Origin of the sequence: Paenibacillus doosanensis, assembly GCF_025060755.1 — a bacterium.
Lineage (GTDB): Bacteria > Bacillota > Bacilli > Paenibacillales > NBRC-103111 > Paenibacillus_S > Paenibacillus_S doosanensis.
In genome coordinates, this window is record NZ_JANYUY010000016.1 from 86,556 (window position 1) to 99,322 (window position 12,767).

The 12,767-nt window shown below is 55.0% G+C and carries 11 protein-coding genes; 3 read left to right on the forward strand and 8 right to left on the reverse strand.

Going from position 1 to position 12,767, the window contains the following annotated elements; all coding sequences use genetic code 11:
- Positions 1–11 precede the first annotated feature (11 nt).
- From N0M98_RS13815 to N0M98_RS13825, 3 genes are read right to left on the reverse strand one after another with little or no spacing between them, the layout of a single operon-like run.
- Positions 12–1,409, reverse strand: a complete 1,398-nt coding sequence (locus tag N0M98_RS13815) for an enolase C-terminal domain-like protein (protein WP_249860973.1) — start codon at positions 1,407–1,409, stop codon at positions 12–14.
- Positions 1,396–2,250, reverse strand: coding sequence for a sugar phosphate isomerase/epimerase family protein (locus N0M98_RS13820; RefSeq protein WP_249860972.1), 855 nt, complete (start codon positions 2,248–2,250; stop codon positions 1,396–1,398). The genes N0M98_RS13815 and N0M98_RS13820 overlap by 14 nt, the downstream gene beginning before the upstream one ends.
- Positions 2,251–2,275: 25 nt before the next feature.
- Complete coding sequence (locus N0M98_RS13825) at positions 2,276–3,259, reverse strand: hydroxyacid dehydrogenase (protein WP_249860971.1); 984 nt, start codon at positions 3,257–3,259, stop codon at positions 2,276–2,278.
- A 151-nt stretch (positions 3,260–3,410) separates the two neighbouring features.
- Between N0M98_RS13825 and N0M98_RS13830 the strand changes: the two genes are divergently transcribed.
- Entirely contained in the window at positions 3,411–4,160 is a 750-nt protein-coding gene (locus N0M98_RS13830) for a helix-turn-helix transcriptional regulator (protein ID WP_249860970.1), read from the forward strand.
- A gap of 142 nt (positions 4,161–4,302) precedes the next feature.
- Here N0M98_RS13830 and N0M98_RS13835 read toward each other — a convergent pair whose 3' ends face one another.
- Together N0M98_RS13835 and N0M98_RS13840 are read right to left on the reverse strand one after the other, a co-directional pair.
- Positions 4,303–5,457 carry a glycoside hydrolase family 88 protein gene (locus N0M98_RS13835; RefSeq protein WP_259618231.1) on the reverse strand — a complete coding sequence of 385 codons (1,155 nt, stop codon included), beginning with the start codon at positions 5,455–5,457 and terminating at the stop codon, positions 4,303–4,305.
- Between the two features lie 91 nt (positions 5,458–5,548).
- On the reverse strand, positions 5,549–8,023 hold the full coding sequence (locus N0M98_RS13840; protein ID WP_375295484.1) for a glycoside hydrolase family 2 TIM barrel-domain containing protein: 2,475 nt from the start codon (positions 8,021–8,023) through the stop codon (positions 5,549–5,551).
- Between the two features lie 259 nt (positions 8,024–8,282).
- Between N0M98_RS13840 and N0M98_RS13845 the strand changes: the two genes are divergently transcribed.
- Complete coding sequence (locus N0M98_RS13845; RefSeq protein WP_249860967.1) at positions 8,283–9,149, forward strand: AraC family transcriptional regulator; 867 nt, start codon at positions 8,283–8,285, stop codon at positions 9,147–9,149.
- 210 nt (positions 9,150–9,359) lie between these two features.
- Here the strand turns inward: N0M98_RS13845 and N0M98_RS13850 are convergent, their stop codons facing one another.
- Together N0M98_RS13850 and N0M98_RS13855 are read right to left on the reverse strand one after the other, a co-directional pair.
- On the reverse strand, positions 9,360–10,226 hold the full coding sequence (locus tag N0M98_RS13850) for an AraC family transcriptional regulator (protein ID WP_249860966.1): 867 nt from the start codon (positions 10,224–10,226) through the stop codon (positions 9,360–9,362).
- A 598-nt stretch (positions 10,227–10,824) separates the two neighbouring features.
- On the reverse strand, positions 10,825–11,583 hold the full coding sequence (locus tag N0M98_RS13855; RefSeq protein WP_249860965.1) for a hypothetical protein: 759 nt from the start codon (positions 11,581–11,583) through the stop codon (positions 10,825–10,827).
- A gap of 249 nt (positions 11,584–11,832) precedes the next feature.
- Here N0M98_RS13855 and N0M98_RS13860 point away from each other — a divergent pair, with 249 nt between their 5' ends.
- On the forward strand, positions 11,833–12,582 hold the full coding sequence (locus N0M98_RS13860; RefSeq protein WP_249860964.1) for a metallophosphoesterase family protein: 750 nt from the start codon (positions 11,833–11,835) through the stop codon (positions 12,580–12,582).
- A gap of 45 nt (positions 12,583–12,627) precedes the next feature.
- On the opposite strand, the gene N0M98_RS13865 is transcribed toward N0M98_RS13860, so the two are convergent.
- Positions 12,628–12,762 (reverse strand): hypothetical protein, encoded by a 135-nt coding sequence (locus tag N0M98_RS13865; RefSeq protein ID WP_259618233.1) that lies wholly within the window; start codon positions 12,760–12,762, stop codon positions 12,628–12,630.
- Between the last annotated feature and the right edge of the window lie 5 nt (positions 12,763–12,767).

The window sequence follows — 12,767 nt, forward strand, 5'->3', positions numbered from 1 at the left end:
CTTTCCGCTGTCTAATAGCATACAGTAGGCTTAGGGAGAGGTCTGGCGATTTGCTCGACATGATAGCCGAATCCGTAGCCTGTCAGGCTGCCAAGCTGTACTTTACCTTGCTTTCTCTGATACAACCCCGGATGAAACCGGGCTTCGTAATGAGAGGCTTCCGGGTAAAATTGCATCCCGTTCGTTTCCACTCCCATAATTGTACCTGCATGATAGGCTAACAGTAAATGAGGAATTTGCGCGAGCATCGGATTCGTCAAATCCTGCACCATCAGCGTCATGCCATGTGCCTTGGCCCAGCAGAGACTGAGCAATGCGCCTGTTTGCGTCTTGCAAGTTTTGAGCGCAACGCCGGTCCAGCCGAGCTCCCGCCCCAGCTTGACAAGCTCCCAGTCGTGGGCGCTTTCGTCCATGAACAAAGGCTTGCGCGCACTGACGCTGCGGACATCAAGCCGATGCTGCTCCAGTTCATAAGGGAATGGCTGCTCGATATACAAAATCGCTTTATAAATCTCCGGATGCTCCTGCATTAACCGGTCTAAAATATCGTTCACATAGCTGCAATCCGTCACCTGACAATTGAAATCGGCGGTCAGCCATACGACCTGGCGGGCCAATGCGATTTCTCCGACCTGCACTAGCCGAGAGTAATCCCACTTTGGATCATTCCCTGTCAGCTTGACCTTCAAGCATCGTAAGCCGTCTCGTTCAATCCAATCCTCCAGCGTGTACGGATAGCCGTCGTCGCGTTCGTCGCCGGTCAACTCGTGCCGGTACAGCAGGTCTTTGCCTCCTACCAAGTGCCATGCGACCAATTCTTTTTGCTCAGGAATGGAGAAAAAATGTTCCGGATACACCCCATCGAAGCTGACCGATGACCCTGCTGCCGGCTCCAGGTAAGCGGACAAATCCGCGTTCATATAGGTCCCGTTATAGGTCTCATAGATGTTGACCCGATTCGTTTGCCCGTAAGCATCATGAAGCGCAATGTCGAACAAGGAGAAGCAGACGAGCGCCGCCAAATACGGCACAGGTTCGGGCAAGCCCGAGCTTGCGTTAAAAGCATCGACCACCCCTGGAAGACGCTGCTTCAGATACCGTACGCCCAGCTCGAACGGATGGCCCTGCTCCTTCCACTCGGGCAGATCCTCGGCAATAAGGCGGCACATCTTCTTCAAGGCTTGCTCGCGCGCTTCGTAGCTAAGGGAACTCGGCCATACCCATTGTACGCTTAACGGCGTTTCCCCCCAGCCCTCCGCACGTTCGCCTAGCCGATTTTCCGTCTGGATGCATACTCTTGCGCAGGTTACCGTCGTCAGCACCTCGGCGCCGAACTTCAAAGGAACGCGGGTTTGCACGGGCAGTTCATATAACTGCAAGCCTGTTATCGTAATATCATACGGCTTCATGACCGGCCAGCCTCCCCGCTTCGCTCATCAAGTTCCTAATGTAGGCCACCTCTTCCTGCAGCGCAGGAATTAGCAGATCCAAGCTGCTGCTATGATAAAAAGGCTGAAAGTTCAGCACGCCTTGAAACTTCGCTTCATGCAGCGCCTTCGCGATCGCATGCCAATTCGTTACGCCGTCCTGACAAGGCGTCCACTGCTTGCCCCAGCCTTTGCCCGGAGCCGTTCTGCCTTCCGGATTGTACACGTACTTGGCATCCTTGATTCCCATACCGGCCAGATAGCTTCCTAGCGTCATAACCGCTCTTCTCCAGTTATCGTTTCCTTCGTGAAATTGATTGCCCGGGTCCGGCATAATGCCGACGTACTCGGACGGCAAACCTTCTACAAGGGACAGCGCCGCATAGGAATGATGAATGAGCATACGGTCCCCGTGATGGATTTGGTACACCGCCTTGAGCTTGTATTTGGAACACAGCTCGGCCATTTGATGCATCAAGGCACGCGCTTTGTCCATTTGGGCAAACAAATGCTCCTGCTCGTCATACGCGAAGTACGACATGCGAAAGCTGCGGATGCCCGCATCGGACATGACTTTCAAAGGGGTGTCGTCCTGTGCGAGCATTTCCGGCGAAAAACCGGTTGTGGCGAACTCCACCTTCAAATTGCTGCGCTGCATGGCCCGTACAAAGGCGGGAGCTTCTTCCGCAAACCGTTCCGGAGTAACCCAATAGCCTTCGCGAACGACCAAATCGACCGCATCGAAGCCGCTCTCTCCGGCAACCGTAGCGAGCCGATTAACATCATAGCTTTGCAAAAACTTAGGAAACAAGGTGTACAGCATCGATCCAACCTCCCCTCTCTGCCGGCTAAGCCAAACGATCCAGCATATCCCAGGTAACGACCATTTTCGGTTTGGCGCCGTTCAAGAAAGCCTTTACATCTTCAACCGCCTGCTGGCCGATATGATAGCTTTGCCCACCGGCCAAATGGGATGTATAAATGCAGTTAGGCAGCGTGCGGATCGGATTGCTCATCTCTGCAGGCTCCGGATCGGACACATCGAGAAAAGCGAACAGACGCCCTTTTTCCAGCTCCGCAATCAATGCTTGCTCATCAATGCAGCCGCCGCGGGAGGAGTTAATAAAGACCGCATCATCCTTCATCGCCTGGAATTGTTCGGCCCCCATCATACGGCGCGTGCTGTCCGTCATCGGGGTATGCATCGTGATCGCATCGCACTGCTCGCAAAGCTCCATCAGCGTATCCACCTTCGTCGCCCCAAGCTCTGCCGCGGCTTCCTGCGTGATATACGGATCGTACAGCAGCACCTTTGGACCGAAAGGCCGCACGAGCTGCAGGAAATATCGGCCTACCTGGGATGCGCCTATGATGCCGACCGTCGATGCCGCCAAATATAGCTTATTGGGTACCGGCGCTCTAAATTCGGTTTGGTTCGATTGGGCATTCGGAATGATTCGGCGCAAGCCGATGATCATTTCCCCAAGGACCATCTCGGCTACCGTCTTCCCTATCGCCGGAGCGCAGGATGCGATCATAATATCGCTGCCGCGCAAATCGTCGGTGAAGAAGCCTTTGACCGAACCTGCGGCATGCTCCCACAGCTTGAGCGAAGGACATGCCTCCAGGATGGGTTTCGTAGGCTTAGGCGTTCTCCAGGACCCTATAGATACTTCGCAATCCTGTAAAAAAGCAGCCGCTTCCTCGTCGCTAAACTGTACATCCGTCGGATTCCATTTTACTTGGGCAGCCGCTTCAAGCTCATTGCGGCTCGCTTCCGAAAATATAGCTTTTTGCATACTAACCGGCATTAAGACTCCTACTTTGGCCATGTTCCACCCACGCCTCTCCGTCATTATTTTACATAGCTAGTGTAACACCCCGCGAAATAGGGACGAATGGCAAAATCGAATCATTACTTGTCGTTTTGTGTGATCATTGATATGGTAAGGGAAGATATTCGGTAGAGGGAAGGAATATTCGATGAACTCCAATCTGCTTATTTTGTTTAAAGGGGAAAAACAGGATTACGGGAAGGTCTCTTTGCACTCCCATTCATTCTGGCAGCTGGAGATTGTTACTAGGGGGCATATTGCGTATACGCTGCTTGAAGAGAGCGGCAAGGTGCTGAATGCCGGAGATATGCTGCTCATTCCTCCTTACCAGGGGCATGAATTCAGATATGACATGCCGGGAGCCGCCTGGGTGACGCTGAAGTTCGAACGGAACGTCCGACATGCCGAGCCATGGGGAGGCGTGATTCCGAAATCATTGTTTACCGAGAAATTTACGGCATCGCTCCTCGCGACGATTACAGGAACGATCCTAAGACCTTATGAAAAAACGTTCGTGGAAGGGATGCTGGAATCTCTCTTCGTGTATATCGAATCGGAGGATTTCTGCAGAGCGGAGGATGAGCCTAGCCGGATTGTTCGCGCCATTACGGATATGGTGAGAGAGCGAAACGGAAGGCCGGTCAATGTGGATGAGATTGCAGAGCGGCTGTCTTATACGCGCAGCCACGTATCCAAGCTGTTCAAACAGCTGACCGGGGAAAATCTGAAGTCCTTCATCGATCGGGTTCGGCTGGAAAAAGCCAAGGAAATGCTGCGGTACAGCGAATTCAATATTTCTTATATTACGGAGGAGTTGGGGTTTAAGGATATTTTTACGTTTTCGCGGTTCTTCAAACGGATGACGGGCATGAATCCGCGGCAGTATCGGGCTCATTAACATTCCCCCACAAAGTGAAGCCATGGCTTCGAAGCCGGATTCAGGTACTTTGCGGGGAGCCCCGAAAATAAAAAAGCTCCCGCTCGCACACAGCGAGAAGGAGCTTGCTTCATTATTATTGTTCCGGCGCCCGCCGAATCGATTAGAAAATGCGGCTTTTCCAGCCAAACAGCTTGGCGATGGCTTCGACGTAATAGTAGTCTCCGTAGATAAGGGAGACGTTGATGTTTTGGCCGGCCGGCTTGTTGCCGGTGCCTTCGAGCAGAATCGCTTCGTGCTCGGGACGGTCCCAAGTGCCGTAGTTTTGCGTCAGCGAGAGCAGCATGCGCTCCGCTGCGTCGCGGTAGGCTTTGCCTTCAACGCCCGGCAGTGCTTCCGCCAGCTCAAGCAAGCCTGAAGCGGCGCAGGATGCAGCCGAGGTGTCGCGAGGCTCTTCGGCCAAGTTTTCCGCCGCGCGGAAATCCCAATGCGCCACGTAGTCTTCCGGCAGCATGGACAAGAAGTAGTGCGCTACGCGCTGCGCCGCGCGCAAATATTTCTTATCGCCGGTGTAGCGATACGTGTTAGCCATACCGTGCAGCGCCCAAGCCGCGCCGCGGCTCCAGGAAGAATGAGGTCCCGCGCCTTGACCGCCGAGGGACTCGATCACTTCACCGGTCTCCGGATTGAAGCTGACGATATGGTTAACGGAACCATCCTCACGGATGAAATGGTTCACAACGGTATCCGCATGGGCTTTGCCGATATGGCTGAAGCGAGGGTCCTTAATCTCTTCGGCCGCCCAGAACAGGATCGACAGGTTCATCGAGGAGTCGACGATCGACCAGCCGATTTTCTCCTGGTTCCACGCGCGCAGGAAGTTGCCCGCAATGTTGAAGCGCCCCGCCAGGAAATTGGCGGCGGCCAGCCCGCGGCGCTTACCGTCTTCGTCGCCTGTCAGCTTGTATTTAATAACGGCTGTAGGCAAGTATTGGAAGCCTACGTCGTGGTGGAAATTGTTTTGCTGGATTGATTTTTGCTCGAACTTTTCATCCCATACCCATGCGGCATTTTTGTAATGCTCCTTGCCCGTCATCTCGTGCATAATCCACAAAATGCCCGGCCAAAAGCCCGAAGTCCACCAGTCATGGCGCATATCGTCGTAAATTCCGGTGTCAGCTGGCGCTACGTGAGGAGACTTGTCCCCCAATTGGGTAATCATACGGTCTACTTTTTGCTGCAATGCTTCCCAGAGATGCGGCAGCGCTTCTTGCAAATTCGATGCTTGCTTCAACTTGCTCGTATCCAGTGTTGTCATTTGATAATTCCTCCTTTAGGATGGCTGTTGAACAATCGAATGAAGCTTATAGGAAGCAGGATGGGCCAAAGCACACCCTGCGCCAATCACTTTAGATGGTTAAGAATGCGGTCGGCAAGCCGGCGCTTGCTACGCTTACGATAGAAACCGGTTCATGCTTCGTTCCGCTGGCAGCCAAGCTCGCCGCAGGACCGCCTGCCGATACGAAACCGGTCACCGGTACGCTGGCAGCTGCTCCGCCTACGGGATCAATCACGATTCGGGCGCGTCCGTTCGTCAGCTGAATGAGGCTGGAGCCGCGCACCGTGCCTTGACGGTCGATCAGCTTGCCGTCGCCGGTTAAGCCGAAGCGAACGAAATTCAAGGCGTCGAGGCAGCGCACGCCGTTGGCGTCGTGAGCGACCGCCTCCACGACAACCGTACCGTCTTCCTGCTTCTTGGAGTTCAGCTTAAGCTCGACCGGTTGACCCCAAGCTTCTGTTTGGTATTCAAACGATAACTCGTCGGTCACGGTCACGCCGTCTTTGGTCGCTACGACTTTCACTTGGTTCATTCCCGGCTTCAGAGCGCTTTCCCAGCGCAAGCCTGCCGCCGGGAAGTTTTGCGAATCGCGCCGCTTCACGCCGAGGCTCTCGCCGTTTAAGAACAGCTCGGCTTCCGTACAGTTCGAGTAGACCTTGAACGATTTCAGCTCGCCTTCCGCTCCCCAGCGCACCGGCATCGTATGGCCGTAGATGCGGGCCATCGGCTTAGTGGTCCAGTACGATTGGTAGACGTAATAGGCTTCTTTTTTCGTGAAGTCGCGCTCGATAATGCCTTTCATGTTCAAATACGGAATCGGCGAGTCCGGACGCACCGGCGTGGCGAAATCCTTGAATGCCCATTGGGCCGCTCCCGTCAGCCAATCCATCTTCTCCTGCGACTTGAGATACCAGTCGATCATTTCGCAGAAATACGTCTCCGACCAGTCGCCGTCGCGCGATACGCGCGGTTCTCCGCCGGTTAACAAGTAATCCCCGTCACGCTCGTCGGTATCGCCGTCGCCGCTTTTAATAAACTCAAAGCCTGTATACGTTTTTTCCACATGACGCGTTGCCAGGTTATCCGCTCCCCACTCCATATGGAAGAAGGAATCAACATTCTCGAACGCTTGACGGCTGCTTTCTTCGTAATCCGTATAAATCCCGCGGTACCAGCCTGCCCAAATCGAAGGCGAGTACACGTCGATAATGTCCTTGCAAAACTCGCAGCGGCGAATCGCCGTAAGCCGGCTCGGGTCGAGCTTGTGGGACAGCTCGTGCAGCTCCTTCATAAACTTGCGGATCTCTTCCTGATCAAAATAGTCGAAGTCGCATTCCCAGTCGTTCTCGTTGCCAAGTCCCCACAAAATGACCGAAGGATGGTTATAATGCTGCTCGATCATTGCAGTCAGCATGTCGCGGCACTGCTGCTTGTACTGCTCTCCGCCGAGCCCACCGCGGCACCAAGGAATCTCTTCCCACACGAGGATGCCGAGCTCGTCGCACAAGTCGAGTACGATCCGCGATTGCTGATAATGGCCGAGACGGATGAAGTTCGCGCCCATATCCTTGATCAGCTGCATTTCCGTGCGAATCATCTCCTCGGTCATCGCCGGCCCGACGCCGGCATGATCCTCGTGGCGATGCGTGCCGCGAAGCAGCAGGCGCTCGCCGTTCAGCTTGAACGGCCCGCTCTTCACGAATTCGAAGCTGCGTGCGCCAAAACGCTCCACCTGCTCCGTGCGGCCATATGCGCTTTCCAACACAACCTCGCAGCTGTACAAGTAAGGCTCGTCCGTTGTCCACAGCGTCGGATTCGCCAGCTCCGTTACGGCAAGCTCTTTCATTCCCGTCCAAGGCTTCTCACGAAGCTGGAATTGTGCCAGCTCTTGGCCTTCACGATTACGGATGACGACTTTCAAAGTAACTTCATCCTGCAAGTTTTCCGGGTTATAGAGTGCAGCGCGAACCGCAACGCGGCAGCTGCTATGATCATCAGACAACTTCGGTTCTACATGCACCCGCTCCAGCGATACGGCCGGCACATAAACCAAGTTCAAATAACGGTAAATCCCGCCGTACAGATTGAAGTCGCTCGCGTCGGACGGAATCGTCTCCAGCTCGCGGCTGTTATCGCATGCTACCGCTACAGGGATCAGCCCTTGATAACGTTCGATCCCGCGCGCTTCGGCGGCCGCCTCTGTAATATCCACCGTAAATTCGTCATAGCCGCCCAAGTGAGAGCCGACCTTGTTCGTATACACGTAAACGTCCGTGCGCTGGCCCGCCCCTTCGAAGTGAAGCAGCGTTCTGCCCTGCGGATAAGGATTGTCCGCTTGCAGCTTCGTTCTGTACCAGCCTTGCCCCTGATAATATTTGCCGTCCGGGTCCAGCACGTCCAGCCCGTTGTACGTATGCGGCAGCTCTACGGCATGCCACGGCACATTGTAATGGTTTTGCAGCTTATCCTGGCGCCACACTTCCCATGGCCCGCCGAGGCTTCCCCGGTGATGCTCCCACTGTCCGGTCAATCTGATCTTAATCAATCTATTCACGCTCCAACCGTATGAAGTAAAAGTTGCTCTATGCTCGTCTTATGACAAGGCTCCGAAGAGTCATGCAGCGGCCGCAGCCGCTCGCTTTGGTCCCGGGCGAATGCCTCGTCGTCCGGCTTCCGAAACCGTCAACTAACGGCTCCGCCGGCCGCTACCGTAAGCTTAACAAAAAAAGCCGGTCCATTGTTTGGCGCGTTTATGATAAAATGTTGTTATATTACGATTGATCCGACCCGAGGTGAGCGCACCGATGAAAATCATGAATTATATGAATTTGAATCAGCATCCGGTTCAGCTTTCGTTTGCCAGAGATCGCACGCACGAGTTCGTCGAAATTTTCCACGCCCATCAAGGGATGGAAATGCTGTATGTGCATGAAGGCCATGGAAGCGTTCTCGTCAATCAGCAGATCCGGAAGCTGGCTCCGGGAAGTCTCGTTTATTTCCGTCCGTTTCAGCTGCACCGGATTCAGATGAAGCTCGGACCCGACGCCCCCTATATTCGTTCCTTGTTCGTATTCGAGCCGACCGAGCTGGAGCGCTTCCTCGCTCCGTTCGCTTCGCTGCAGGCTTTTTTTCACCGGCTGTGGAAAGAGCCTGTCGGCAACCCGGTATTTTCCGGGCTCCCGCAAGAACGAATGGCGCATCTGCTGTCGGATTATCGCCAGCGGCTTGCGGAAGCGCCGCCCGATCTGCTGCTGGAGGAGCAGATGCTGTTTCTCGTCGCGCTTATGCACGAGCTGAAGCGGCATGCCGCCGCGGAGGAGCAGGCCCCTCTGCCCGTCAAGCAAAAATCGACCGGAGCGGAGCAGGTGATGGAATGGATCGAGGAGCATTACATGGAGGAGTTCCATTTGGAGGAGCTGGCCAAAGCCGTTCATTTGTCGCCGAACCACGTATCGGCCATGTTCCGCCAGTCGGCGGGCACGAGCATTACCGAATATTTGACGGCGCGGCGCATCCGCCAGGCATGCTGGCTGCTTCGTACAAGCGACCAGACCGTCCAGGAAGTCGGCCGCTCCATCGGGCTGAGCAATTTCCCTTATTTTTGCCAATTATTTAAAAAGCATGTCGGGCTGACCCCCTACCGCTATAAACGTTCTTCGGCAGGCCAGTGAATCGCCCACTATTGCGGATGCGGGAATGTTAGGCGCGGCTTACGATCTGCAGAGGCTCCCGCTTGCTGCTGACGGCGGCATAAAACGGTCGCTGACGCGGCTCCTGCTCCTAATCGGGCGCCTGGATTGAATTGCTTTATTTGCCAAAGCCCCGATTAGCTTCGTCGTCGCCCCGCGCGGCTCTACCGCCTGGTTCATCGGCAGGGCAGACTACAGATCGCCCAGCATTTCATCGTCCTCGATCAGCGCCTTGCCGGACGCTTTGCGGTATTCGGACGGCGACAGGCCGGACTGTTTTTTGAAAATCCGCGAAAAATAATACAGCTCCAGGCCGATCTCCTCGGCGATCGCCGAGACGGACAAGTCGGTCGTCGCCAGCATCCGGCGCGCTTTCTCCAGACGCTTCTTGTTAATATAAACGATCGGCGACAGGCCCATCATCGATTTGAAATAATGCATAAAGTAGTTCGGGTGAAAGTGGATCAGCTTCGCCAGCTCCTCTACCGAGATCGGCTCGGCCAGATGCCGCTCGATATAAGAAAGCACGATGTTGATCTTGGAGGTGCTCGAGGTTGCGGCCAAATGAAGCTCAGACTCCGACTGCTCGATATATTCCGAGATCATTTCGAACAGCACCGCCTTGATCCTCAGCGGCGCGGACACCGACGGGCTCGCATGCAGCTCCAGCAGCCGCTGAAACTGCTTCTCCAGCCGCGCTTCGTCCCGCACCTGGATGCAATGCGGCAGATCCAGCATTTGAAACAGGTTGACGTCCCCAACGGTAGCGGAGAAGTGGCACCAGTATTTGCCGAGCGGATCGGCATTGTCCGGCGCATAAGACAGCTTCATGCCCGCCGGCAGCAAATACAGCTCCCCCGCCTTCGGATTGTAGTCCTTGCCGCGGATATGAATCCAGCCGCCTCCCTCGCGGATAAAATAAAACCGGTTCACGTCCGTCATCATATTCGTTACTCGCCAGTTCGCCCCGACCTTCGTATAATGCGCCATTTGCAGTGTAATTTGCGTATTGTCCAAATAGCTGCGCAGCAGCTGCAGCTGCAGCTTGTCCTGCTCCATGTCCTCCTCCTGTCCGGCCGATAATGCCTTAGGATTGTGCAAATGTTTTGTCTACTATCATACATCGTATGCGGCCGTTTGCCTATGTAAGCGGCAAGTAATTTTTGAGCGGAAGCTTATAAGCGCGGTGAACAACACCGACTGCGCATGCGAAAGCATCTTCCGATTACCGTTGCCCCTTGGGGACAAGGGCGATTGCTTACGCCGATCCAACTCGCTATCGATTCTCCGGCCACTTTTCGCAGGGACGATCTTCAAAGCCGATGTTGTCGGAGAAATTGGTGTAGTTCCTGAAGCCGAGGATATAGTGGATTCCATTCAAGGCGTTGGAGGAATCGAATATGTATATACTAAGAACTTCGATGCAATATATTTCGAAGATGTTTGTATCAATGACCCCGTAACGCAGCCTAGCCAAACAATCTCACCATCATATGGTAACGAATTGCAGATTTTCACAACCACCGGTCGGAAAAATGCACCCTTGTCCAATGCGACAACAATTAGAAAAAAAGACTTTGAGCGCTTCGCCTGCCGCGTGCTCAAAGTCCTTTCGCTTCCGATCCGTGATGAGGCGTGCCCGTTCGTAACCGCGGGTTTAACGGTTCGTTTCCTTATGCGGCGCAAAGAACGTATGCAGAATCATCATCGCTTCATTGCCCGTGCGCACGTAGTAATCCTCGTAAGCCCTTTTGGATACGCAAGCGGCGGCAAGAAAGACGGCGAGCAGCAAGGCGAACGGCAGCCAGTTCACGCTCCAGCCGTTCAGCAGCTGCAAGATCAGACTGACGGCCTGCAGCGCAAGGACCCAGCATACGGCGATTGTAAAGACGCACGTCAAGGAGCCGTACATCCGGCACCGCAGCTTGTACTGATGCAGCGGCGTTCTCCAGCCTTGGGTCGAGGCCAGGTGGGCCGCCCATCTATAATAGGGAACCCAGCCCATCTTATGCCTGATCTCCGTCGTGACGACCTCGTACTCGGTTTGCAGCTTTTCCTTAACCCGCTCGATCAGCCGGATGTTTTCTTTGTAGCATAACGGGCGGCTTCTGCGGAAAGGGCCGCGGCGGAACATCCATTTGGCAAGCGGCGAGAGCAGCAAGCCGACCAGGCAGCATATGGCGATACTAACGGCGACGGCTGCGCAAACCCGCCATACCGGGTCGCTCCCGGCTTCCGGCGCCGCCAGCCATCCTTCCCCTGCCGCCGACCGTTTAAGCCCCAGCAAGGCGACGAGCGCCGAATGAGCCCTCCCGTCGACCAGTAAGCCGTAGCTTGCCGCTGCGGCGGCAATGAGCATAAGTCCTTGAAAGAACTTCGCGGCAATATCCAATAACAATGATTCCAGCTTTTGCAAGGCGACTCTCCTATAGGCAGATTCAATTTTTCCAAGCATCATTCCATTATCTATTTCGACGGAAGCGGGCTACTCTCCTATCTGGCGCTGTTATTTTAGCAGGCATACGCCGTCAGGAAAATAATTCCATGCGCACCGGCGCAATTACGGTCGATATAAATCCGCTTGCAACGGGAACAAACATTCGCTATACTATTTTCAGTTATTATATGAAAATTTTACCTCATTAAGTAAAGGATGTAGCCGCCTATGCGCCTTGCCGTCATCTCTGACACTCACGGAAACGCCGTCGCTTTCGAAGCGGTCATTCGCGACTTGCGCCGGCAAAGCCCGGATGCCGTCGTCTTTCTCGGCGACCTGGTCATGCGCGGCCCGCAGCCGGCCGAATGCCTGGAATTGCTGGACTCCTTGAATCCGCTTGCGGTCATAAAGGGCAACCACGATCATTATTTCGCCAAGTATCCCGACGCGGCGCAATGGATTCCGAAGACCGAGAAAGAGCGGATGAACTTAAGACAGCTTCTATACAACAAGCAGCTGCTTTCGGAGGAGCAGCAGCGGTATCTCGGCTGCCTGCCGGTCAAGCACCTATTTCGGGAAGGAGACTTTCAAGCGGAGCTGTATCATGCCGCGCCCGATTCCCTGGGCAAAATCACCTGGCCGTGGTCGCTCGAGGAGGAGCTTGATTCCCTGCATACGGACTCTTCCACCAAGATGGTGCTTTACGGCCATATCCATCATGCCTACACTCGCAACGCCTTCGGCCGGCAAATCGTCAACTGCGGCAGCGTCGGCCTCCCGTTCGACGGCGATGCCCGGGCAAGCTACGCGATCGTCGATATCGCCCAAGGACAGACGGCGGTGCAAATCCGCAGAATCGAATACGATATAGAGCGGGTAATCCGGATCGCCAAGGAACGCTCCATGCCGGATACGGATCTGTTCGAGCGGGCCGTGCGGACCGCCAGGTTCGCGTACTCGTTCAAGCAGCCGGTCTGACGGCAGGCTCGCGGGCGGGCGTAGCCGCGCGGACCGCGCCGTCTGTCAGCGGCGATGCCCAAGCTCGCCAACGCTCCGCGCAGGCGGCGCAAGCGGCCTTCCCGCCGGATACTGCGAGCCGGGCACAAATGCTGCTTGCCCCATCATGGGCAGCGCCTGAGCGGCAATGGGGACGTTCATGTCGC

Excerpts from the sequence above, each read along its gene's own strand:
- N0M98_RS13825 (WP_249860971.1), bottom strand. The coding sequence starts at position 3,259 with ATGGCCAAAGTAGGAGTCTTAATGCCGGTTAGTATGCAAAAAGCTATA.
- N0M98_RS13850 (WP_249860966.1), bottom strand. The coding sequence starts at position 10,226 with ATGGAGCAGGACAAGCTGCAGCTGCAGCTGCTGCGCAGCTATTTGGAC.
- N0M98_RS13830 (WP_249860970.1), top strand. The coding sequence starts at position 3,411 with ATGAACTCCAATCTGCTTATTTTGTTTAAAGGGGAAAAACAGGATTAC.
- N0M98_RS13845 (WP_249860967.1), top strand. The coding sequence starts at position 8,283 with ATGAAAATCATGAATTATATGAATTTGAATCAGCATCCGGTTCAGCTT.
- N0M98_RS13865 (WP_259618233.1), bottom strand. The coding sequence starts at position 12,762 with ATGAACGTCCCCATTGCCGCTCAGGCGCTGCCCATGATGGGGCAAGCA.
- N0M98_RS13820 (WP_249860972.1), bottom strand. The coding sequence starts at position 2,250 with ATGCTGTACACCTTGTTTCCTAAGTTTTTGCAAAGCTATGATGTTAAT.
- N0M98_RS13860 (WP_249860964.1), top strand. The coding sequence starts at position 11,833 with ATGCGCCTTGCCGTCATCTCTGACACTCACGGAAACGCCGTCGCTTTC.
- N0M98_RS13835 (WP_259618231.1), bottom strand. The coding sequence starts at position 5,457 with ATGACAACACTGGATACGAGCAAGTTGAAGCAAGCATCGAATTTGCAA.
- N0M98_RS13815 (WP_249860973.1), bottom strand. The coding sequence starts at position 1,409 with ATGAAGCCGTATGATATTACGATAACAGGCTTGCAGTTATATGAACTG.